Annotated in this window: 21 protein-coding genes; 10 read left to right on the top strand and 11 right to left on the bottom strand. The window is 57.5% G+C overall.

Translation table 11 applies throughout. The features are described from left to right. Window positions 1-48: 48 nt before the first annotated feature. On the bottom strand, window positions 49-1,335 hold the full coding sequence (locus ACGK9W_RS17480; protein WP_008176902.1) for an MHYT domain-containing protein: 1,287 nt from the start codon (window positions 1,333-1,335) through the stop codon (window positions 49-51). 234 nt (window positions 1,336-1,569) lie between these two features. On the opposite strand from ACGK9W_RS17480, the gene pdxH reads away from it, so the two are divergent. Genes pdxH through ACGK9W_RS17455 form a run of 5 tightly spaced genes read left to right on the top strand, consistent with a single transcriptional unit; the run spans window position 1,570 to window position 4,365 of the window. Beyond that, window positions 1,570-2,205 carry a pyridoxamine 5'-phosphate oxidase gene (gene pdxH / locus ACGK9W_RS17475; protein WP_008176900.1) on the top strand — a complete coding sequence of 212 codons (636 nt, stop codon included), beginning with the start codon at window positions 1,570-1,572 and terminating at the stop codon, window positions 2,203-2,205. Then, window positions 2,174-2,932: a 4'-phosphopantetheinyl transferase superfamily protein gene (locus ACGK9W_RS17470; protein WP_008176898.1), complete on the top strand. Its 759-nt coding sequence runs from the start codon at window positions 2,174-2,176 to the stop codon at window positions 2,930-2,932. The genes pdxH and ACGK9W_RS17470 overlap by 32 nt, the downstream gene beginning before the upstream one ends. Window positions 2,933-2,965: 33 nt before the next feature. Continuing rightward, window positions 2,966-3,547, top strand: coding sequence for a DNA-3-methyladenine glycosylase I (locus ACGK9W_RS17465; protein WP_008176897.1), 582 nt, complete (start codon window positions 2,966-2,968; stop codon window positions 3,545-3,547). Between the two features lie 57 nt (window positions 3,548-3,604). Continuing rightward, window positions 3,605-3,910 carry a DUF6482 family protein gene (locus ACGK9W_RS17460; protein ID WP_008176895.1) on the top strand — a complete coding sequence of 102 codons (306 nt, stop codon included), beginning with the start codon at window positions 3,605-3,607 and terminating at the stop codon, window positions 3,908-3,910. Next, window positions 3,907-4,365 carry a DUF3429 domain-containing protein gene (locus ACGK9W_RS17455; RefSeq protein ID WP_008176894.1) on the top strand — a complete coding sequence of 153 codons (459 nt, stop codon included), beginning with the start codon at window positions 3,907-3,909 and terminating at the stop codon, window positions 4,363-4,365. The genes ACGK9W_RS17460 and ACGK9W_RS17455 overlap by 4 nt, the downstream gene beginning before the upstream one ends. A 33-nt stretch (window positions 4,366-4,398) precedes the next feature. Here ACGK9W_RS17455 and ACGK9W_RS17450 read toward each other — a convergent pair whose 3' ends face one another. From ACGK9W_RS17450 to ACGK9W_RS17415, 8 genes are all read right to left on the bottom strand, one after another. After that, window positions 4,399-5,397, bottom strand: a complete 999-nt coding sequence (locus ACGK9W_RS17450) for an RNA polymerase sigma factor RpoD/SigA (RefSeq protein WP_008176892.1) — start codon at window positions 5,395-5,397, stop codon at window positions 4,399-4,401. 138 nt (window positions 5,398-5,535) lie between these two features. After that, window positions 5,536-6,978: an aspartate kinase gene (locus tag ACGK9W_RS17445; RefSeq protein WP_039882177.1), complete on the bottom strand. Its 1,443-nt coding sequence runs from the start codon at window positions 6,976-6,978 to the stop codon at window positions 5,536-5,538. A 50-nt stretch (window positions 6,979-7,028) separates the two neighbouring features. Beyond that, the gene (gene ectB / locus ACGK9W_RS17440) at window positions 7,029-8,297 is read right to left on the bottom strand and encodes a diaminobutyrate--2-oxoglutarate transaminase (protein ID WP_008176887.1); all 1,269 of its coding nucleotides are present in this window, start codon (window positions 8,295-8,297) and stop codon (window positions 7,029-7,031) included. Between the two features lie 207 nt (window positions 8,298-8,504). Further along, a complete protein-coding gene (ectA, locus tag ACGK9W_RS17435) occupies window positions 8,505-9,020 on the bottom strand; it encodes a diaminobutyrate acetyltransferase (protein ID WP_008176886.1) in 516 nt (171 codons plus the stop codon). A 148-nt stretch (window positions 9,021-9,168) separates the two neighbouring features. Then, window positions 9,169-10,119 (bottom strand): hypothetical protein, encoded by a 951-nt coding sequence (locus ACGK9W_RS17430; protein WP_008176885.1) that lies wholly within the window; start codon window positions 10,117-10,119, stop codon window positions 9,169-9,171. Window positions 10,120-10,123: 4 nt separating this feature from the next. Continuing rightward, window positions 10,124-11,527 carry a sodium:solute symporter family transporter gene (locus ACGK9W_RS17425; RefSeq protein WP_014578974.1) on the bottom strand — a complete coding sequence of 468 codons (1,404 nt, stop codon included), beginning with the start codon at window positions 11,525-11,527 and terminating at the stop codon, window positions 10,124-10,126. Window positions 11,528-11,914: 387 nt separating this feature from the next. Further along, entirely contained in the window at window positions 11,915-12,886 is a 972-nt protein-coding gene (locus tag ACGK9W_RS17420) for a radical SAM protein (RefSeq protein ID WP_405417866.1), read from the bottom strand. Window positions 12,887-12,965: 79 nt separating this feature from the next. Beyond that, entirely contained in the window at window positions 12,966-15,161 is a 2,196-nt protein-coding gene (locus ACGK9W_RS17415; RefSeq protein WP_405417863.1) for an FAD-dependent oxidoreductase, read from the bottom strand. A gap of 254 nt (window positions 15,162-15,415) precedes the next feature. Between ACGK9W_RS17415 and ACGK9W_RS17410 the strand changes: the two genes are divergently transcribed. The 4 genes from ACGK9W_RS17410 to ACGK9W_RS17395 are packed head-to-tail and all read left to right on the top strand — an operon-like array spanning window position 15,416 to window position 17,816. After that, window positions 15,416-16,033 (top strand): RNA polymerase sigma factor, encoded by a 618-nt coding sequence (locus tag ACGK9W_RS17410; protein WP_008176878.1) that lies wholly within the window; start codon window positions 15,416-15,418, stop codon window positions 16,031-16,033. Further along, window positions 16,027-16,293 carry a zf-HC2 domain-containing protein gene (locus ACGK9W_RS17405; RefSeq protein WP_008176876.1) on the top strand — a complete coding sequence of 89 codons (267 nt, stop codon included), beginning with the start codon at window positions 16,027-16,029 and terminating at the stop codon, window positions 16,291-16,293. The genes ACGK9W_RS17410 and ACGK9W_RS17405 overlap by 7 nt, the downstream gene beginning before the upstream one ends. Beyond that, window positions 16,290-16,601, top strand: a complete 312-nt coding sequence (locus ACGK9W_RS17400) for an EthD family reductase (protein ID WP_008176874.1) — start codon at window positions 16,290-16,292, stop codon at window positions 16,599-16,601. Before ACGK9W_RS17405 ends, ACGK9W_RS17400 begins: the two co-directional genes overlap by 4 nt. Before the next feature lie 42 nt (window positions 16,602-16,643). Then, the gene (locus tag ACGK9W_RS17395) at window positions 16,644-17,816 is read left to right on the top strand and encodes an ADP-ribosylglycohydrolase family protein (protein WP_008176872.1); all 1,173 of its coding nucleotides are present in this window, start codon (window positions 16,644-16,646) and stop codon (window positions 17,814-17,816) included. 16 nt (window positions 17,817-17,832) lie between these two features. Here ACGK9W_RS17395 and ACGK9W_RS17390 read toward each other — a convergent pair whose 3' ends face one another. Next, window positions 17,833-18,525, bottom strand: coding sequence for a TVP38/TMEM64 family protein (locus tag ACGK9W_RS17390; protein WP_008176869.1), 693 nt, complete (start codon window positions 18,523-18,525; stop codon window positions 17,833-17,835). Between the two features lie 143 nt (window positions 18,526-18,668). Beyond that, window positions 18,669-19,691 (bottom strand): Fe(3+) ABC transporter substrate-binding protein, encoded by a 1,023-nt coding sequence (locus tag ACGK9W_RS17385; protein ID WP_008176867.1) that lies wholly within the window; start codon window positions 19,689-19,691, stop codon window positions 18,669-18,671. Window positions 19,692-19,884: 193 nt separating this feature from the next. Here ACGK9W_RS17385 and ACGK9W_RS17380 point away from each other — a divergent pair, with 193 nt between their 5' ends. Further along, complete coding sequence (locus ACGK9W_RS17380) at window positions 19,885-21,000, top strand: ABC transporter ATP-binding protein (protein ID WP_008176865.1); 1,116 nt, start codon at window positions 19,885-19,887, stop codon at window positions 20,998-21,000.

The raw sequence follows: 21,000 nt of genomic DNA, 5'->3' as shown, positions 1-21,000 counted from the left end.
CTTGCCCACCTGCCTGTTCACAAGGATAGTCGTCCCAGAGGCTGTTTGTCAGCTGTGACGGTTATGACCCGGCATCACTAACTCCGGGTCGGCGGCCATGTTCGCAAATTCGCCGATCTCATTGAGGTCTCTGGGTACCATGGCAGCCCGCACCAACTTGCGGGTCGAATTGCCGGTTTTCGGATAGGCCGCCTGGCCGGCGCGCCAGGTAACCGGCATTGAAGGCGTGCCGATACGCTGATCAATCTGCCGCAACCGCTTGTACATGAAGGCATGCTGGCTATCTTCATGATCTGGCACCAGGGCAAAGAAGGCGCTGGCCGAGTATCGGGCGAGAAACACCTGATCCGACATCTGATCACGCAATGCCTCGCTGATTTCCCTGACGACCGCGTTCAACGACTCATCACCCATTCCGGTGGACAGTTCACGGAAGTTGGCGATGTCGAGGTAAATCAAGGCAAACGGGTTGCCGCGGTCGTTGTCCCGGGCAAGGATATCCAGCAGGCGTTGTTCCAGCGCTGACCGGTTGGGCAGGCCGGTAACGGCATCGGTAAAGGCAAGCTCTGCCACCCGTTTATCCTCTTCCGCCTTGAATGCCTCAAGTGCCCGCTGATGTTTTACATCCAGAACGGTCACAACCAGGGCCACGGCCAGCATCGCAATGCAGAAGACTGCCAGGGGTATTCCCATCCAGTTCCCCCGCAGGCCGTTGTCAGCTGCAGGCACGGCGCCCTCCGGAAAGGTCATCGCCATCATGCCCGTGTAATGCATCCCACAGATTGCAGCGGCCATCACCAGGGCGGCCACGAACTGTACCGCCAGGGTGCCGGATCCGTCCATGCCCTGCAGTTTCCGGCAGAGGGCAAGCGCAGCTCCCGAAGCCACAACGGCAATCGCGATCGAAATCAGCAAAAATACGGTGTTAAACGTTGGCGGCGCTGACATGCGCATGGCATACATGCCCAGGTAGTGCATCACTACGATACCGCTGGCCATGGACAGGGTCGCACTGACGAACAGAGGGACTCCCAATTGTTTGCGCCCGATGATGTGCAGAGCCACACCGGAAGCGAGCACGGCTGCGAGCCAGGAAACCAACGTCATCATCACATCAAACGACATGGGAACACCCATCGGCATAGCCCGCATTCCGACGAAATGCATCGTCCAGACTCCGGTGCCCATCAGCAGGGCGCCGGCCAGTAGCCATTTCCGACGTTCGCCAGACTCCGCATTAACGAGTCTGGCACCAAAAAACAGAGCCGCATAAGCTGCCAATACAGCAACCAGAAAGGAGGCGACAACCAGGGGCAGATCATATTCGGACATCATTTGTGCAAACCTTTGTTTTGTGTGTGCGCGCGGGCCAGCCAGGCAGTTTGCCCAAACCAGACCCGCATCGGCGTCGAAGGAGATACGGGCCAGCTGTGATACAGGTCTCACTTTATTGTTGGGTTTATGTAACCGTTTCAGACATAAGCAGCGCTGACAGTGAACCCTGAACCCGATATGCTTCTGGCTCGTATTTCTCCCGGGGCGTTTTACGCGCAGGCAAGAGGACAGGTTATGGACATCGGCGATATGCGTCGTGATTTCGAGAGCGAGGGGCTGGATCGCGATGCACTGGACAATAATCCGGTGCAGCAGTTCCAGAACTGGTTTGAGGATGCCCGGGAAGCAGGCATTCTGGAACCCAACGCCATGTCGCTGGCGACCACGGGGCAGGACGGCATGCCAGATCTCCGCACGGTATTGCTGAAGTACTTCGACGACCATGGCTTTGTGTTCTACACCAACTACGGCAGTCGCAAAGCGAAGGAGATGGAGGAAAATCCGCAGGCGGCGCTTTTGTTCCCCTGGATCGGATTGAACCGACAAGTAAGGATCCAGGGTGCCGTTGAGAAAGTCAGCAAGGCCGAATCCCTGCGGTACTTCGCATCGCGCCCCAGGGGCAGCCAGATCGGCGCCTGGGTTTCCGAACAGAGCAAGGCCATTACGTCCAGGGGCCTACTCGAACAGAAGGTTGCCGAAATCAAGCGGAAGTTCAGCGAGGGCGAAGTGCCTCTTCCCAGCTTCTGGGGCGGCTATCGCATCGTGCCGGAGCGTATCGAATTCTGGCAGGGCAGGCCCAGCCGGCTTCACGACCGTTTTGAATATGTGAGGAAAGGCGATGGCTGGCTCATCCAGCGACTTCAACCCTGAATCCCGACCGTCGGTCTGGCTGTGTCACCAGACCGACGGGCCCGAAATTGCGCACCCGCACTGGCTGACTGACTACGAACGCCAGACAGCGAGCAAGTTCAGCGGTCCCCGGGAACGAGAATACCTTTCCAGCCGCTGGCTGATTCGTCAGGCCATCGGCAAGTCAGCGCAGATGGCACCGGACCTCTGCTGCCCGGTATCCGGGCGCCCTAATGCGTCCGGCACGCCCGAGGGCTGGCGACTGTCCCTCAGCCACAGCCAGGGCCTGTCTGCCTGCGCCACTCTATCAGGCTCCCCCATTGGACTGGATCTTGAACCCTGCCAGCGCCATGCTCAATGGCAGAAAGTAGTAAAACGCTGGTTCTCCCCCGTCGAGCAGGAGTGGCTGTTCCGCGAAGACGACTCCAACACCTTCCTCAAGGTCTGGACCCTGAAGGAAGCATGGCTGAAAGCCACGGGCAGGGGCATTGCCGGCAACCTGCAAACGCTTGAGGTGCGGAAGAATTTCGAGATCTACGGCGACCAGCCCGAGCAGGACTGGCAGGCGGCCTGTTGCTATATTGAAGGCTATCTGTTGACCGTGGTGTACCGTGGAAGCCGGCCCCTATGGCCGGAAATCACCCTACTTGAGCCGCCGCCACGGGACTTCGCCCTGGTGGATGCCGAGCCGATGGAGGCCTACTGGGAGCCACTGTTCCAACGCACGATTCGTCGAAAAAGCCCGTAACCCGAACCAGACACAAATAACACAGGCTATTGTATGGAGACCGCTGAACGCTGCCCCTGGTGTGGAAATGATCCGCTTTACGTGCACTATCACGACACCGTCTGGGGCCGCCCGGAGTACGACGATCTCGCCCTTTTCGAAAAACTCTGCCTGGACGGCCAACAGGCCGGCCTGAGCTGGATCACCATCTTGCGAAAACAGCACAATTACCGAGCCGCTTACGATGACTTCAATCCGGAAAAGATCGTCCGTTACGATGAAGCGAAGGTCGAGGAACTGCTGTCAGACCCGGGCATCATCCGCAACCGGTTAAAGGTCAGATCGATCATCAAGAATGCCCGGGGCTATCTGGATCTGCGAGAACAAGGTATCGGTTTCAGTGATTTTCTCTGGTCGTTTGTTGGCGATAAACCAATCCAGAACCATTGGCGCGCCTTCTCCGAAGTGCCGACCACAACCGCAGAATCCGAGGCCATGTCGAAAGCTCTGAAGCGGTCCGGTTTCACCTTTGTCGGCCCAACCATTGTGTACGCCTTCATGCAGGCGACCGGCATGGTGAATGATCATCTGGTTCAGTGCCCACAACACCGGGAATGCTATTTACTAAGCCAATGATCTCAATAGGCTGGGGGGTCGTAAGTTCTGGAGTGTTTGAAACCGCGGAGCTTTACTGTGCGAATCACTCTTGACCAACTCAGAAGCCTGCAGAGTCCGGTTATCGACCTGCTTGAGATCCTCTCGCTTGAGGGCCAGCACTACATGGCCCGCCTGAGTATGGACAACCAGACCCTGCTCCTCTCGGAAAAGAACGGAACCACCAGCCTTTTCCGGGGTGCCTGGCAGATCCAGGACACCCTGGCGTCGTTCGACATTCGGGAGACCCAGGTGGTCCACCCCTCCGCTTACCACGAAATGGTGGGAATGGAACCGACCGACGTTGAACCGATGCGAATCCGGGTGCAGAGGCAGAAACCGTGATTGCTGTAGCGAGACTAGCCATCCTTGTTGGCATCGCGGGGTTGATCCCGTTTATCGGCCTCTTGGCGGGGCTGTTTTTCATGCCGCAATACAGTGTGGCGCTTCTCGGCTACTTCTATCTGTACAGCGCAGGCATTCTGGCGTTTATGGCTGGCGTCTATTGGCCCATTGCCATGCAGCTGGACAACTGCTGCTACCCGTTGTCTCCACTGATGACTATGCTACTCAGCCAGGTCTTCTTTGTGGCCGCAGGGATAGGGCTACTTCTGCCTGTCAGTGGCCAGATTGTGTTGTATACCAGTGCCTATCTCGCCCTCTATCTGGTGGACGCCCGCTGGATGAAGGTCTATTGGCCAGCCTGGTATCTTCGCCTGAGACTCGTCCTCACCTCAGTCGTCCTGGTCTGTCAGCTTACAGCGGCAGCCTGGTTTCTCCTGCTGCACACTGCTCACTGAATTCTGAAGGGGAATGCGGGAGCCTGACGTAAATCAGGCTCCAAACGCATCTTCGGGGGATTCGTAACGACTCTGCAGCTTCTTCAGGGCAGTTTTCTCGATCTGGCGCACCCGCTCTCTGCTGATGCCAAGATCGTCGGAAATCACCTGCAGCGTTTCCGGTTCCGGCAGTCCCAGACCATAACGACGCGACAGAATGTCTTTCTCACGATCATTCAGCTCGCTGAGCATCGACTTCAGGGTGCGCTGCCGGTCCCTGTCCGACATCGGGTGATCCGGCGCCATCTGGTCGCCGGCGTCCAGGCTGTCTCCGAGGGTGACGGACCCGTCCTCAACAAGGGGAACATCGGTTGATATCTCCCGGGTCGCCAGCGCCCTTAACTCGCCGATCCTCGACGGGCTTGCCTCCATTTCGCGGGCAAGCTCCGATTGGGAAGGCGTCCGCCCAAGGCTCTGATGCATTCGCAGCGACACCTTGTGCAGCTGTCGAATTTCATCCACCACATTTTCCGGTGTGTGCACCAGCCGCGTCCCCCGCTGCAGGCAGCGTTTGACTTCCTCGCTTATCCACCAGTAGGCATAAGTCGAGAATCGGAAGCCCTTGGTGGGATCAAAACGCTCTACCGCCTTGATCAGACCGACGTTGGCGTCCTGGATGAGGTCAGACATAGGGATGCCGTGCTGCCCGTAACGGCGGGCAATATGCACCGCCAGACGCAGATTGCTCTGTATCAGCTTGCGACGACAAGCCGTCGCCAGATGAAAGGCCCGGCGACATCGAGATGAAAACGCACAGGCGTCTCCGAGGCTACCAATCACTTCCCGGAACGTCTGCGGAGTCTCCTCCGGCAGGGCCAGTTCGGTACTGATAATTCGGTAGCACAGTGTCAGTTTGCGGGAGAGGCGGCGTTCGGCCTCATCTGTCAGCAGTTCATACCGGGACGCATCCCTGAAGTACAGCCCGACCAGGGAATCCCTTTCACCATCGTTGGGCGTTGTCGGAGACGGTCCCAGCCTTTCGGTCGTTCGCATGGCTTAGGTACCGGTCAGAATTTACACCAAAGAATACGACGTGCTGTAGCTGATGGATTTACCGGGGCAGGGTCAGTAAAAACCCACAGGCGACACGGACGGTCGGCTGTGGGTATCGTGCGGGGAAGTTACAGAAACTCAGGCTGCGACGATCGCATACTCATGGTTGTGAGGCTCGATCAGAACGCCATGCAGAGCAACGATGGCTTTCTCATAGTCGTCCTCATCCACCACAAACTGGATGTCCACCTGACGCATGCACTGGTGCAGCGCAAGAATACTGATTTCCTCATCGGCCAGCGCCTTCACGGAACGGGCCAGAATACCCGGAACCTTCATATCGCTGCCGATGGCCGAAACAACCGCCACCTTCCGGGTGTTGATTTCGGCATTGGGGAACTCTTCCTTCAGCGCTTTGACCACCCGCTTGACGTGTTTCAGCGTGCTGCCCACATAGTGGGTAATGGTGTTGGCGTTGGTGTCCTTGGACATGAACCGAACCTTGAAACGGCTCAATACATCCAGAATACGGCGATCGGAGCCCGGCTCGCCCTGCATGTCCTGATCGAACACTTCCACGGCAAAAACGCCTTTGGCGCCCGCGATGATCTCCACCTGAGGCTTCTCACTGACGTAATCGCCGGTGATCAGCGTACCGGTGTGCTCCGGCTCAAAGGTGTTCATCACACGCAGCGGAATCTCGTTCTGGCGCATGCCTTTACCGGCACGGGGATGGATCGCTTCCATGCCCAGATTGGCCAGCTGGTCGGCCACGTCATAGTTGGTCCGGCCCAGTGGCACCACCTTGTCTGCGCCAACAATGTTGGGGTCGGCAGAGCTCAGGTGGTATTCCTTGTGGATAATCGCCTCCCGGGCCTCGGTGATTACTGCTACCCGGCTGAAGGTCATCTCGCTGTAACCCCGGTCGAAGGTACGCATCAGACCTTCCTTGCACTGGGCATAACCGGTCACGATCGGCAGCTCACGGGTGAGGTCCACCGCATCGAAGGCCTGCTTGAGCTTTTCGTCCAGCGGCAGCAACTCGTTATCGCGCCAGCCGGTCAAATCCACAAAGCGGGCATTGATGCCTTCCTGCTGGAGCTTCAGGGCGGTATTGAAGGCACTGTGGGCCTCACCAATACCGGCCAGCATTTCACGCACCGTCAGCAGATGTTCTTCCAGCTGGAACTGGCCATAGGAGCACAGGCGCTGCAGGTCGATGAGGCAGCCCCGAACACCTTCAATCCGGTCGGTGATAAACTGATCCGCCTGCTGCTTCAGCATCGGGTCTTCGAACAGCTCGCCGTTGATGTCGGTCAGGAACTTGACCAGCTTGGTGAGATCGTCACCCCAGGCCCAGTCAGACTCTGCATCCGCAAACAGGGCATAGACGCCTGGCTCACCGGTCTTCTTGTGTTCCAGCAGTTCATTGGTCACGCCGCCATAGGCAGAGACCACGAAAATGCGCTGGTACAGATTGTCCTTCTTGCGATTACCGATAATGATGTTGTCACGAACGGCCTCGTAGTTACTCATCGAGGTGCCGCCGATTTTCTCAACGGTATGTAGTTGGCTGGTCATAATCTTGCCTTTGCTATCCTGCAGCATGAATGTCCGGAGGTGCAGGCGTCTTACGACGCCTCGCTGAGCCCTTCCTGCATGATTTCGTCCACACTTTTTGCCAGCAGAGCAGCCCCTTTCTTGAGGTCTTCCTCGCTGGTTGTAAGCGGCATCAGGCACTTGATGACTTCATCATTCGGACCACTGGTCTCGATGATCAGGCCGTGCTCGAAGGCACGTTTGGTGATCGGGCCTGTGATGTCTGCGTGTTTTGCTTCAATACCACGCATCAAACCGCGCCCCTTCATTTTGAACTGACCGGGGTACTTGTCGCAAATCGACTGAAGGGCATCGCCCAGCACCTTGGTCTTGGCCTTCACCTCATTGGCAAAGGCATCGTCTTTCCAGTAGTTCTCGACAGCAGCGCGGGCAGTGATAAACGCCATGTTGTTGCCGCGGAAGGTACCGTTGTGCTCGCCCGGATCCCACACGTCCAGCTCCGGCTTGAACAGTACCAGGGCCATCGGCAGGCCATAGCCGCTGAGGGACTTGGAAACCGTTACGATGTCCGGCTTGATACCGGCAAATTCAAAGCTGAAGAACTCGCCGGTGCGGCCATTGCCCGCCTGGATATCATCCAGGATCAGCAGAATATCGTGCTTCTTGCACAGCTCCGACAGACCTTTCAGCCATTCCGCGCGACAGGCGTTCAGACCGCCTTCGCCCTGAACCGCTTCGACGATTACCGCCGCTGGCAGTTCAAAACCGGAGGAACCATCGCTCAGCAGTTTATCCATGATCGCCAGGGTATCGACATCGTCGCCCAGGTAGCCGTCATAGAACATGAAGTCGACATTGCCCAGGGGCGTGCCAACACCGCCGCGGTGATGCTTGTTACCCGTAGTGGCAACCGCGCCCATGGTCACGCCGTGGAAACCGTTGGTAAAGGAAATAATGCCGCTGCGGCCTTTCACCTTACGGGCCAGCTTCAGGGCCGCTTCCACACAGTTGGTGCCGGTGGGACCGGTGAACTGCATTTTGTAGTCCAGACCACGGGGATCCAGGATGTGCTTCTTGTAGGATTCCATGAAGTCGTGCTTGGCCGTGGTAAACATATCAAGGCCCTGGCTCACGCCGTCTGCCTCGATGTACTCAAGCAAAGCCTTCTTCAGGGTGTCGTTGTTGTGGCCGTAGTTCAGGGACCCGGCGCCGGCGAGAAAATCCAGGTATTCCTTGCCATCTTCAGTGTACAGGTGCGCGTTCTTGGCACGGTTGAAGATAACCGGAAACGCACGGCTGTATACACGTACTTCGGATTCAGTCGACTTGAAAATTTCCATCGTCTTGCCTCTTAGCATGTCAGGTTCGAGGTAGATGCGCGGTGGCTTATCAAAAACTGCTGATGGGGTAGCGATAGGCCTACCGTGCGTTGATTAAAGCCCTGTGACAGACCTACCTCAGTGGTCCGCCGGCTAATTCAAATCACAGCTTTACAGTCGTTCACAGCGCCGCAATCTTGTTGCAGGGCTGATCCAGGACCGCGGCCCTCAGGCTGGCTTCGTGAAAGGCCCTATGCGCAGCAAGAATTCGGAATCGTGCTTGCCGCCAAAGTGGGTCTCTTTCTCGAAATGCTCGTGGTAGGTGAGCTCGGCTCCCATATCACGGGCGAATGAACGGAACAGCGCCCATGAGGCCTCGTTGTCCTCGGTGATGGTTGTCTCCATATGGGTGACGTTCTTGCACGCATCACGGCCAACGATTTCTTTCAGCATCCGCTTGGCCAGGCCCTGTCCACGACCTTTCTCATGCACGGCCACCTGCCAGACAAACATGGTTTCGGGCTGTTGGGGAGGGATGTATCCGGAGATAAAGCCGACCAGATCGCCGTCCTTCTCCGCGGCCACGCCGGTTTCGGCAAAGTGGCTGCACTGCAACAGGTTGCAGTAAATCGAGTTGGGGTCCAGCGGCGGGCACTCTGCCACCAGCTGGTGGAGCCTGAAGCCATCATCTTTCACCGGTGTGCGAAGCGTGATGGCGGTGGTATTCGATCCTTCTGATGTCATAACGAGATCAATTCGTGGCAAAAAGTTAGTGTTGAATTATATAGACCACAAAATATATTTCAAGTACAGCTCAAACCCGCCTACGGCAAGGCTCCAGCTCACTCTTTCAGAATAGACCGGATTGAAGCATTCGCCAGTGACAAAATGGTTAAATTAGTGAAGGAAAAATCACATCATCGGCACTCAGTGAGGTGCCTTTCAGAATTCGGTTCCGATAGGACACAGCGGCAGGCGAGCCGACCGGCCACAACCGGTCAAACTCCGGCAACCAGGCCTCAAGTGCATAGGATACAGGCAGCAGAGACACATGCAGCCCATGCCGCTCAATTCCGGCAACCGGCTCAATGACGGGGCTGGACAGACCAATCCGGGTGATCAGCCCACGCGGGTCTGATTGCAGATTCCCCATGCCTGCGGAGCCATTGTTCACTACCACCCGATTCTGCTCACCCACCAACCCCGACCAGAGCACCGGCAGGCACGTGTGGGTTGAGGCAATGACATCGGCCCCCGACGCCAGGAACCATTGCGAGAGCTTGCCATCGTTACCCTCGACAAAAGCTTCGTGAGCCAACCCCCATCCGGCCAGGGACTCCAGATCCCCGTGCACCACCAAAACCTTTAGGCCTCCAAAGATCAGGCATCGATACCGCGGCAGCAAGGACAAGCGACGCTGGATATCCGGATGTTCCCCGGCAATCCCCTGAAGCCGCTCCATGATAAGGTTCGACCGCTCCACTACGCCCTGATCGACAAAATCCGGGTAGGCGCAACCGCATCCGGCACCGGCACTGGGATTCGCCAGCTCGAAATCCACATTCCCGAGACTGACCGTGTGATCCAACACCCGGTTATTGATGGTTCGGAACAGGCGATCGCTGGCGTTGAACCAGTTGAAGTCACCATTGAACACCAGCTTCACCCGGTGCCCCTGACGCTCCTCCGCCAGCGCCATCTGCTCGATTTCATCGAGGGCCCAGGGATTCCCGTAAAGCCCTCCAATGATATACAGCACGTCCTCGGAAACCGTGCGGGGATCCTCGCAAAGCGATTCGGCAGAGTACCGGTACGCCAACGGACAGCTGCGGCCTTCGCTCATCGGCTCAGGCCTCCCCCGCCGCCAGTGACCGTCCGGCAAGACGACGAAGCACTAAAGGCGTAAAGAAGCCAGCCGTGCAGATCAGGAAGCCATAGGCGTTCACGCCCAGCAACATGGCGTATTTGCCATCGCCAATGGCCCAGCTTGCTGGAATCAGCCCAACCGCAAGCAAGACCCCGAGCCCCAGGCCGGTCCAGAAACTCAGATGGAAACTCCACGGCGACCACTTGGTGAAACCGTAGAACAGGAACACCGGCGCCAGCCCCATGACCATCGTCCCGGAGATGGTCGTGGCCTTGAGGATATCGGTGCCGGCGAACATCGGCAGGTTGCCCAGGAAGGCAAAGATCACCATCACGACCGCACCCACCCGCATGCTCGGCAGCTTGTCAGAGGCACGTTGCGCCAGCCTGGGCAGATCTACCGCCAGCGACTTGGCCAGCGACGTGAAAGTGGAATCCAGGGTGGACCCCGCCGACGTCATCATGACCACGCTCATGAAGAACAACGCTGCCAGGCCCAGAGACTGGCCCACGGCAGCAGGCGCGTTGCCCATGGCCTCAATGCCGTTAAGACGGGCGTGAACACCCACCAGACTGAAGATAAACACCGCCACGAAGCCCAGTAGCCCGGCCACCACAAAGCTCTTCAGCATGGTCTTTTCCTTGTTCACAAAGCCCCGGTCGGTCAGCACCGGATCGTGGAACGGATAACTGAACAGCTGCAGCAAAGCCACCAACAGCAGGTCAAAACCGGCGTTGAGCCGGAACTCACCATTGGTCAGCAAGGCGCTGGTATCGTTGGCCGGAATGATCAGGAACAGCACCGCTCCCACAAAGAACACAAACACGAAAGCCTGAATCACATCGGTGAAAATCGAAGACCGCAGCCCACCCTTCAGGCTGTAGGCCAGAGTAAACACCGTAAACAGCATCGCCGCCGCGTAATACTCCCACTCACCGGGCAACCCGAAATAACCGCCCACCACCGCCGTATTACTCCAGACTTCGTTATAAAGCCGGATCAGAATCGCCGCCGCAAACGCCAGACTGGCCAGCCGGCCAAAGCGGGAGGTCAGAAAATCCTGCAGACTCCGCGCCCCGGTCTGGGTTCGGATCAGGTAAATCACATACCCCGCCACAGGAATCGACAGCCAGTAACTGGCATAGGCCAGACCGCCCACCACGCCATAAGCCGCACCCAGGTTCGCCGCATTGGTCACCGACTTGGCAAAGATCCAGCTGATAAAAATACTGGCCGTAAGCGACCACTGCCCCACCGGGTTACCCTGGTCATCGGCGCCTTTATAAAAAGAATTCGCGTTCTTGCTCCTGGGCGACAGCCAATACATCACCACGCCGTAGACCAGCAGGAATCCCCAGAACAGGGAGGCCTCTGTGAAGTTCATGTTTTCTTACCTTGTTCTTTGTCGTTTAATCCGGGGTTTTTCCCGGGTTTCTGGTTTGGGTGCCTTTCGGGACAGGCCGGTAGGGATTTCAAAAAAACGCCCGTGAACCCATCCATGGGGGGCTTGGTCGCGCCGTCCATGGCGCTCCACATTTTTTGAAATCCCTACCGGCCTGCCCCTTGTTCAACTTCCGTTCTGGTTTCCCCGGCGAAGGAGATAGCCAACAACCGAATAGCAAAGCCGTACCCGCGGTCTGGGTGGTGAGGTTATTTTCCCGCCAGGAAAAAGATGTCTGAGCGAAGCGAGTTGTTTTTCCCAAGGGAAAATAACGTCACCTCCCAGGCCGCCAATGACCAGCAATCAGTCCTGAGCGGCCCTACACCAGAATCAAGCCGGCGCCGAACAACTAGCCCCAAAGCGGTAACAGGAAAAACACCGGTGATGCCGCAACATAATGCGCTCATCCATACTCTCGGTCAGCGTCCCCCCCAGGTCATACTGCGGGTCATCGTCCACCAAAGTGCAGGCATACACCCGAACCTCATCGCCCTTCTTCACCAGCATCCGGGTATAGGTGCACATGAAATGAGAGCGAGCCTCCTTGGTCGGATACTTCTCCATGCAGGTCTCGGTAATCTCCGGGCTGCCGTCTTCCGAGCCTGGCGTACCCAGATCCGGAAATGCGGTGAATGCCAGGTTCTCCGGAATGCCCCACTCCCGGAAGATGTCACGGAACGCGGCTTCGACATCTGCCGGAATTTCCTCCGGATCGGTCTGGCGGGCAATGGACACCTTGAAGCCCTGATCGACCAGCCAGCGGATGCCCTGCAAGGCCTCATCAAAGCTGCCGTCACCGCGGTCCTTGTCGTGACGGGCCCTGTCCGGGAAGTCCAGGCTGACCCGGAAATGAATCGGGTAGGGGTTATCCAGCAAAGGCAGCACCTGATGCTGTCGCTTGTGCAGCGGCTCGGTGGCGTTGGTCAGCACGAAGCAGGGCCGGTGCTGGCTGGCGTAATTCAGAATATTGACGAAGTCCCGGATCACGAAGGGCTCACCACCGGTGAAGGAAAACTGCTCCACCCCCATGTCGATGGCTTCGTGGATAAACGGCTTCACGTCACTGAGCTTCATGCCCGGAATGCGGCCATCGCCGGGGTGCGAACCTTCCAGGCAAAACGGACACGCCAGATTGCAGGCGGTGCCGGTGTGGATCCAGAGCTCTTTGAGCTTGTCTGCATCGATGTAACCCCGGGGGTCGCCGTTGCGAGTGTGGGTCCAGCTATCACGGGCCCGGGGTTCCAGGACTTCAACGGCCGGAATGCGATTTTTCCGGGCCGGTCGAACTTCAGTCAGGGGCATGAATGCTCCTCGCTTGTACAGAATTCCAGGGGCAGAGACAGGGGCGATGCCTGTTTGGTTCAGTCATCGCCGTATGGCCTCAGCTTGTCGTCACTTCTTTTTGCTTTGTCGGCTCGTTTCCACCCCTGCCCCGGCGCCAGCCATGGAGCTTTTCCAGCAGCTTCAAGATGCCTTCGGGGGCATGAGCGCGCTTCCATTCGCCGGCGGCGTATTTCGCCGACTCGTTCCAGGTCGGGTACGGATGAATGGTGCCCAGAATCTTGTTCAGGCCCAGGCCGTGTTTCATCGCCAGGGTAAATTCGGCCAGGATTTCGCCTGCGTGTGTGCCTACCACCACAGCACCCAGGATCTTGTCCTTGCCCGGCGGGGTCAGAACCTTGATGAAGCCGTGGTCCTCGCTCTCCGCAATGGCCCGGTCCAGATCGTCGATACCATAACGGGTCACTTCGTAGGCGACACCCTGCGCTTTTGCTTCGGCTTCGCTAAGTCCCACCCGCGCCACTTCCGGCGAAGTAAAAGTAACCCACGGCATCACGCGGTAGTCCACCTTGAAGCGCTTGAACTGTCCGAACAGACCATTCACAGCTGCATACCAGGCCTGATGCGCCGCGGCGTGGGTAAACTGGTAGGGTCCCGCCACGTCGCCGCAGGCGAATACGTTCGGGTAACGCAGGCTCATGTCCTCCTCCACCGGCACGGTGCCGTTCGGCAGGGTATCCACCCCAATCCGCTCCAGATTCAGGCCGGCGGTGTTGGCCGCACGGCCAACAGCAACCAGCACCTGATCGAAAGGAATGCGTATCCGCTCACCCTCGTGCTCGCAGTAGGCAACCTTCTCTCCTTCCTCTATACGAAACTCGGCGGCGGAATGTTTCAGCCGGACATCCACGCCGTCCGCCTGGAACTGCTTCAGAACCAGTTCGGAGACATCCTCATCTTCCCTGGCCAGAATGCGCTCGCCCATTTCCACCTGAGTCACCTTGCTGCCCAGGCGGGCAAACGCATGGGCGAGTTCGGAGCCAATCGGACCACCGCCCAGCACCAACAGACGTTCCGGCTGCTCTTCCAGCTCCCACAGGTTGTCGGAGGTCAGCGGCTGCATGTCCTTGAGACCGGGGATCGGAGGTACGGCCGGCTTGCCGCCGGTGGCAACAACGATACTGCGGGCAGTCAGGCGCTCCGTGCGGCCATCGTTGTGCCGGACCTCAAGCTCCCAGGGCGACACGAAGCTGGCTTCACCGGCGATGCAATCAACACCCAGCTTTCGGTATCGCTCCGGGGAGTCGTGGGGCTCCACTTTGGCGATAACATCTTTGACTCGGTTCATAATGGTCTTGAACGAGCCTTTAACCGGCACGGACTCCAACCCGTACCGATTGGCATGGCGCAGGGTATCCGCGGCCTTGGCGCTGCGGATCAGGGCCTTGGAGGGTACGCAGCCGGTATTCAGGCAATCGCCACCCATCTTGTGCTTCTCTATGAGAGCCACCCTGGCTTTCACGGCTGCGGCAATGTAGGCGGAGACCAGACCGGCAGAGCCACCGCCTATGACCAGCAGGTTGTAATCGAAATGTTCGGGCTTCTGCCAGCCGGCGTACACTTTGCGGCGGCGGATAAAGCCCACCACAAATTTGGCAATCAGCGGGAACAGACCCAGTAGCGCGAAGGAGAGCAGTAGATCGGCCGAGACGATGTCGCCGGTGGACTGGATCTGGCCCAACTGGGTACCCGCATTCACATAAACAAAGGTGCCGGGCAACATGGCGATCCAGCTTACCAGCGCATAGGTGCGCAGCTTCATGGCCGTCAGGCCCATGGCCAGGTTGATCAGGAAGAAGGGAAATACCGGCACAAGCCGCAGGGTTGCAAGGTAGAAGGCGCCGTCTTTTTCAATGCCGCGATCCATCTTCGCCACGGTTTCGCCATACCGTTTTCGAAGCGTGTCTCGCATCAGGAACCGCGCCACCAGGAAAGCAAGCGACGCACCGATAGTTGAAGCAACGGAGACGGCTGCCAGACCGTAGAGATTGCCGAAAAACGCACCACCAGCCAGAGTCATGATGGTAGCGCCTGGCAGAGAAAGCGCTGTTACCACGACATAAACAACAACGAAGCCCAGCACCGCAACCAACAGATTATGATCGATCCAGTTACCGAGGGACTGTTGGTTTTGCTTCAGGTTCTCGAGAGTCAGAAGCTCGCTACCACCACTGGCAATAAACCCGACAACCACAGCCGCAATCAACGCGACCAGAATCCATTTCTTGAGTGTCATGAAATAATCCTTTCTACCTTGAACGTGATAACGAAGAGACACCCCAATCCCGGAAGTGTTACATCAAACCTTGGGCTCAGTGTTCGTTACCGGCTTACCGTTGTTGTACGTCGTTCGGCAACGCATTGTGTCAACGATTGCTCATGAATATCTAACAATTTGATTACACCGCCTACCGAATACGCCGGGAACTTATCGACCGATTTCCAAACTTACTGCTATTCTTGAACAATTGCTCATAAAAGGGAACGGTCATGACTGACTCAAGTCGGGAAAAGGAGATAGAACTGATTCAGGGCTTGAAAACGGGTGATAATGACTCTTTTCAGGAAGCAGTACGTGCCTACACCCCCGGCATGTTAGCAGTCGCCCGGTTCTATCTGGATCATTCCAGTGCAGAAGAAGCCGTTCAGGATTGCTGGGTTAAAGTTATTGATGCGATCCATGGCTTTGAAGGTCGTTCAGGTTTAAAAACCTGGTTGCACCGGGTTGTTGCCAACCGTTGCAAGAATCAGCTTCGATCGGCCAACAGGGAAGTCCCAACAGACTTTTCGGACATCCTGGAGCCAGAACTGGCCCATCGTTTTAACGCCAAAGGACGCTGGGAGTTGCCACCCAAACTTCAATTCCATGAATCCGCCGACACCCTGATGGAGAACGGCGCCCTCAGCGATTGCCTCGACAAACACCTCTCCTCCCTTCCGGAAACCCAGCGCTCGGCGCTGATGCTCTACGAAGCCCACCAGCATAAATCCGATGACGTCTGTAACATTCTTGACGTCAGTGCCTCTAATCTTCGTGTTCTTTTGCATCGAGCGAGGCAAAAGATCTTTCTGATGGTGGAGAATTTCCAGGAGACCGGCGAATGCTGATGTGCAGGGATCTCGCGGTAATTGCCAGCGACTATATTGATGGCGAGCTGCCTGTTCTCCAGAACATGTCAGTCAAAATGCACCTGATGATGTGCAAGGACTGCCGGACCTTTATCGGCAATCTGCGGGCAAGCACCGACATGTTAAAAGCACATTCCTCTGGCGAGGCAGACGAGGAGCTTATCCGCAAGATTGACGAACGGGTGGCCGAGGCGCTAAAAGAGGGTCCCCGCGATTCCACAAACCGAGGCCCGAAATGATCAAAGTCAGTGTGATGTATCCGAAAACCGCAGAAAGCACCTTTGACCTTGCCTACTACCGAGACACGCACATGGCGTTGGTCCGCGACAGGCTGGGCGATGCCTGCAAGCGCACAGCCATCGAATCCGGGTTGGCCGGCGGCGCCCCGGGAGAGGGCCCCACTTACATTGCCATGGGCCACATGTATTTTGACTCTGTTGCCGATTTCCAGACCGCCTTCGGCCCCCATGCCAAGGAAATTCTTGGCGACATCCCGAACTTCACCAACGTTCAGCCAACGGTCCAGATCAGCGACGTTATCGAATAATCCTTCAGGTCGGACTCACAAACCGGACATCAAGGATCTCCCATGGTCAGCAATCTCCCTCCCGAAAGAAAAGGCGCCATCACCGCTGCTCTGGCAGGCGGCTGGGTCGCAGACGCAGCCAGCCTGGGTTTGCACTGGCTCTACAACAGCGAGCGCATTCTGGAGGTGGGTGGACAGTCGCCCGAATTCCTGCCTCCACGAGCCGAGTACTACACAAAGGGATTCGGTTACTTCGCTCACGAGGGGAAACAGGTTGGCGATGTGAGTCACTACGGCGCAGCCACCGGCGTGCTGACCGACAGCTTACTGGCCACCAACGGCAATCTGGACATCCGCGATTACCAGCGCCGGTTTCGTTCGTTCTTTGGGCCCGGTGGCCAGTGGCGGGGATTCATCGATAACCCGACACGGATCACGCTGGAGAATTTCAATGCGATCGAGCGCAAGGCGGTCGAGGAGGCGCAGTCCGGCATGCCGGATGATCTTTCCGACAAACAGAAGCGGATTCTGGTGCAGAAGGTCATGCCCTACACCCGCCGTCTGAGCGGCAGCGCGCTTGCGCAGCCGGTGCGGGAGGCCATCAGCCTGACGTACAAGGAAAAGGCCATTCAGGACGCCGGCGTTCATCTGGCGGAAACCATCGACCGCAATCTGGTACCGGCGAGTGGCGCCGACGACATGCAGTTGCCTGCGGTGTCCAAGCTGCCGCCACTCGTTGCCGCCCATAGCGGAAGCACAAACCTCCTGGACGTTGTTGAAGCAGCCGTGCGGGTTACCAATCACAACGACGAGGCCGTTGCCTGGGCAAAGTGTGCAGCGGTGCTTCTGGACGGGCTATTCAGGGGCGAGCCTCTTGCCAAGGCAATGAATTCGGCCATCGACGAAGCACCCGATCAGGCGTCCCTCAAACGGGCACTTGAGAGCTCGGAACTGAACGGCGTTGCTGCCGGTGACACGTTTGGCCGCACCTGTTACCTGCAGGAAGCCATGCCGGTCAGCTTTCACATTCTGAACACGGCCCGGAGCTACACCGAAGCCATCCGCGCCAACATTCATTGTGGTGGTGACTCCTGCGGTCGAGCCTGGCTGATTGGCCCGGCCATGGCCGCCATGCACGGTGTTGGCGGTGAGAACGGCATTCCTCTGAGCTGGCTCGCCAGGGTAACGGATGCTGCGACCGTCTATCAGGATATCGAGTCGCTTGTGGGAAATTGAGAATCTGCAGCGGGCATCAGACCCTTCCATCCAGCTGCAGCCAGCGAGCCAGACGGGAATGTGGGCGATGCCGCAGGTAAAGGGGCAACGTGCTCATGACCAGCAATACCGTAGCTGCCGCTATAACGGTCAGGGTGGGGTTAAGCTCGAGGGTATGCCCCAACCCGGCAAACACAAAGGTCATGGGTAACATTCCAATAACCGTTGCCAAGGCGTAACGCCAAAGGTGTATCGCCGTCACTCCGGCGGCATAGCTGATCAGGGCGAAGGAGAACACCGGGATTAACCGGGTGAGGAGGACTGCAATAAACAGGAACCGCTGTGACCCTCTGGCCGAGAATACCGGGTTGTTTTCGAGCTTCTGCTGAACAGCATCGCGACCAAGCACTCGCGCCAGATAAAAGGCAATCAGCGAACCCGCCAGTGCACCGGCTACCGCGATTGCCGTTCCGTTGAACATTCCGTAAACCAGGCCGGACGCCGCACTGATCGGCAACGTGGGTATTGGCCCGACCACGACAGCAAGAACCATCAGGAGCATCAGTAATACCGGCCCAAGAGTCCCCTGACTGGCAAACCAGTCGGACAGCACCGTTGGTGCAAAGCTGGCAGGCATGCCCAGTTGCCGCAGCAGAAGCCAGATCATGGCCATCAAAAACGCGACAATGGCAAGAAAGGAGAGACGGAAAACCAGCGGCGATCGGGTCATCCGGCTATTCTACCCGCTCATCAGGTAACAGGAAGCACAGCCGGTGCCTCGATAAAATAAAAAGGGCCGGATGTCTTACCAACATCCGGCCCTTGGGCACGCTCTCTCAAGCGTAATCTGCGATCAATTTCGTGATACTTCGATTAACGCCAGCCCACACGGTCGAAGATCTTCACCGCTTCCGGATTGTTGGTGCCCAGTACGCTCACATTGATGTCATCAATGTTCAGGTTGCCCCAGGAATCCAGCACCGGATTCTTCAGTACACCGTCTACCGCCGGGAACTCGTGATTGCTCTCAGCGAAGATCTGCTGGGCGGTATCGGAGGACAGGAACTCCAGGAACCGGACAGCGTTGTCGCGGTTAGGCGCGGTAGCCACCACACCCGCACCACCGATGTTGGCGTGAACACCACGGCCATCCTGGTTCGGGAAGATAATGCCAACCTCCCGGGCCACTTCACGGTCTGCAACATCATCAGAGTTCAGCAGGCGCGCGTAGTAGTAATGGTTGCCAACCGCCAGGTTGCATTCACCGGCAGCCACAGCACGGATCTGATCGGTGTCGCCACCCTGGGGATCACGGGCCATGTTATTGACTACGCCCTGCGCCCACTCCTCAGCGCCTTCTTCGCCGTGGTACTCAACGAGGCTGGCCAGCAATGACTGGTTGTAGATGTTGCTGGAGGACCGGATGCAGATCTCGCCCTTGAATTCCGGCTTGGCCAGGTCCTCGTACTGACTGATCCGGGAAGGATCAAAGTCTGAACGATCGTAGTAGATCACGCGCAGACGCTGACTGAAGCCGAACCAATGCCCTTCCGGATGACGCAGGGAATCCGGCAGACGGCTGTTCAGAACTTCCGAATCCACCGGCTGGAAGATGCCTTCCTGGTCGGCTCGCCAGAGGTTACCCGCGTCAACGGTAATCAGGATATCGGCCGGGCTGGCGACACCTTCTCGCTGGATTCGCTGGATCAACGCATCGGACTTCCCCTCAATCAGGTTGACCTTGATGCCGGTCTCCTCGGTGAAGGCGTTATAAATTGCCTGGTCCGAATCGTAGTGCCGCGCAGAGTACAGGTTGACTTCACTCGCGGAGACACTCGTTGCTGCCAGTGTTGTTGCCAGGGCAGCGGCTGCCAACTTCGCTTTATGAGATACCACGGGATCTCTCCTTGGTTGCTAATTACTATTGCAGGTGAAAACGATTAGTATTTAGATGCGATTTAAACGAACCCGGGCATAGAAGTCAATAAATAGGAATCAGTCGCTTTTACGTATTCAATACACAATCAGACGCAACAAGATTACAATTGCACCTCCACTGGAGTTTGAACCGGGAGGCTGGATCGGCACCATGAGCATTTATCAGGAAAGCCCAACCTACAGCGACCAACTCGAGAACGGCCTGTCGGGCCCGTCATTGATGCTTGACCGCGTGCATTGCCAATTCCATGGCGATAGCGTTGTCAAAGACATCAACCTGCATCTGGAAGCAGGCGAGGTTGTCTGCCTCCTCGGCCCTTCTGGCTGCGGCAAAACAACGCTGCTGCGTATCGCTGCAGGCCTCCAGACGCCGTCCCGCGGCAAAGTCTTTCTCGGCAGCTCCCTGGTTTCGGCACCCGGTGGCGTGCAGGTACCCCCGGAAAAGCGGAATGTGGGCCTGGCATTCCAGGAATCTGCACTCTTCCCCCATCTGACGGTGCTGGAGAACGTCTGCTTCGGCATCAGCTCCATGCCGAAAAAGCAGCAACGTACGCGCGCACTCGAACTGTTGGGGCGCCTGGGCATGGCCGATGCCGCCAATGTTTACCCACATACCCTCTCAGGTGGTCAGCAGCAGCGGGTAGCCCTGGCCAGGGCCCTTGCTCCGTCGCCACGGGTCATGCTGCTGGACGAACCATTCTCCAGCCTCGACGCCCGGCTGCGCGACCAGATTCGGGACGATACACTGCATGTGCTGAAAGAGCTGAACACGGCCACTCTTCTGGTTACTCATGACCCGGAGGAAGCCATGTTCATGGCAGATCGGATCGCACTGATGCGAGACGGAGAGATCGTGCAAACGGGAACTCCTACAGACCTTTACTGCAATCCTGCCGAGCCGTTCGTGGTCAACTTTTTCGGGCAGGTGAACGAACATCGCGGCGTTGTCCACAACGGCGTGGTGACAACGCCATTGGGCCACCTGGAAGCTAAAGGTTTTGAGGACGGCAGCAGCGCTAGAATTCTGATCCGTCCGGAGGCGGTCAAAGTCAGGCAACTTGAAGGACAGGCCGGTGATGACCGCACCAGCCATGTTCTGATGTCCCGACTGCTCGGCCCGACCAGTCTGTTGCATATTTGTGCTCACGGGCCGGACGGGCAGGAAATGCACCTGCATGCAAAAGTGCCCGGGGTGTTTCTGCCGGAAGAGGGACAGGCTGTCTCGCTTGAGCTGGATATGTCGCAGGTTTTTCTGTTCGCCGAGTAA

The sequence above is a fragment of the Marinobacter flavimaris genome (assembly GCF_045057155.1).
Classification (GTDB): domain Bacteria; phylum Pseudomonadota; class Gammaproteobacteria; order Pseudomonadales; family Oleiphilaceae; genus Marinobacter; species Marinobacter manganoxydans.
Note: the sequence above shows the minus strand (reverse complement) of the source record. Positions and strands in the feature narration are given on the sequence as shown.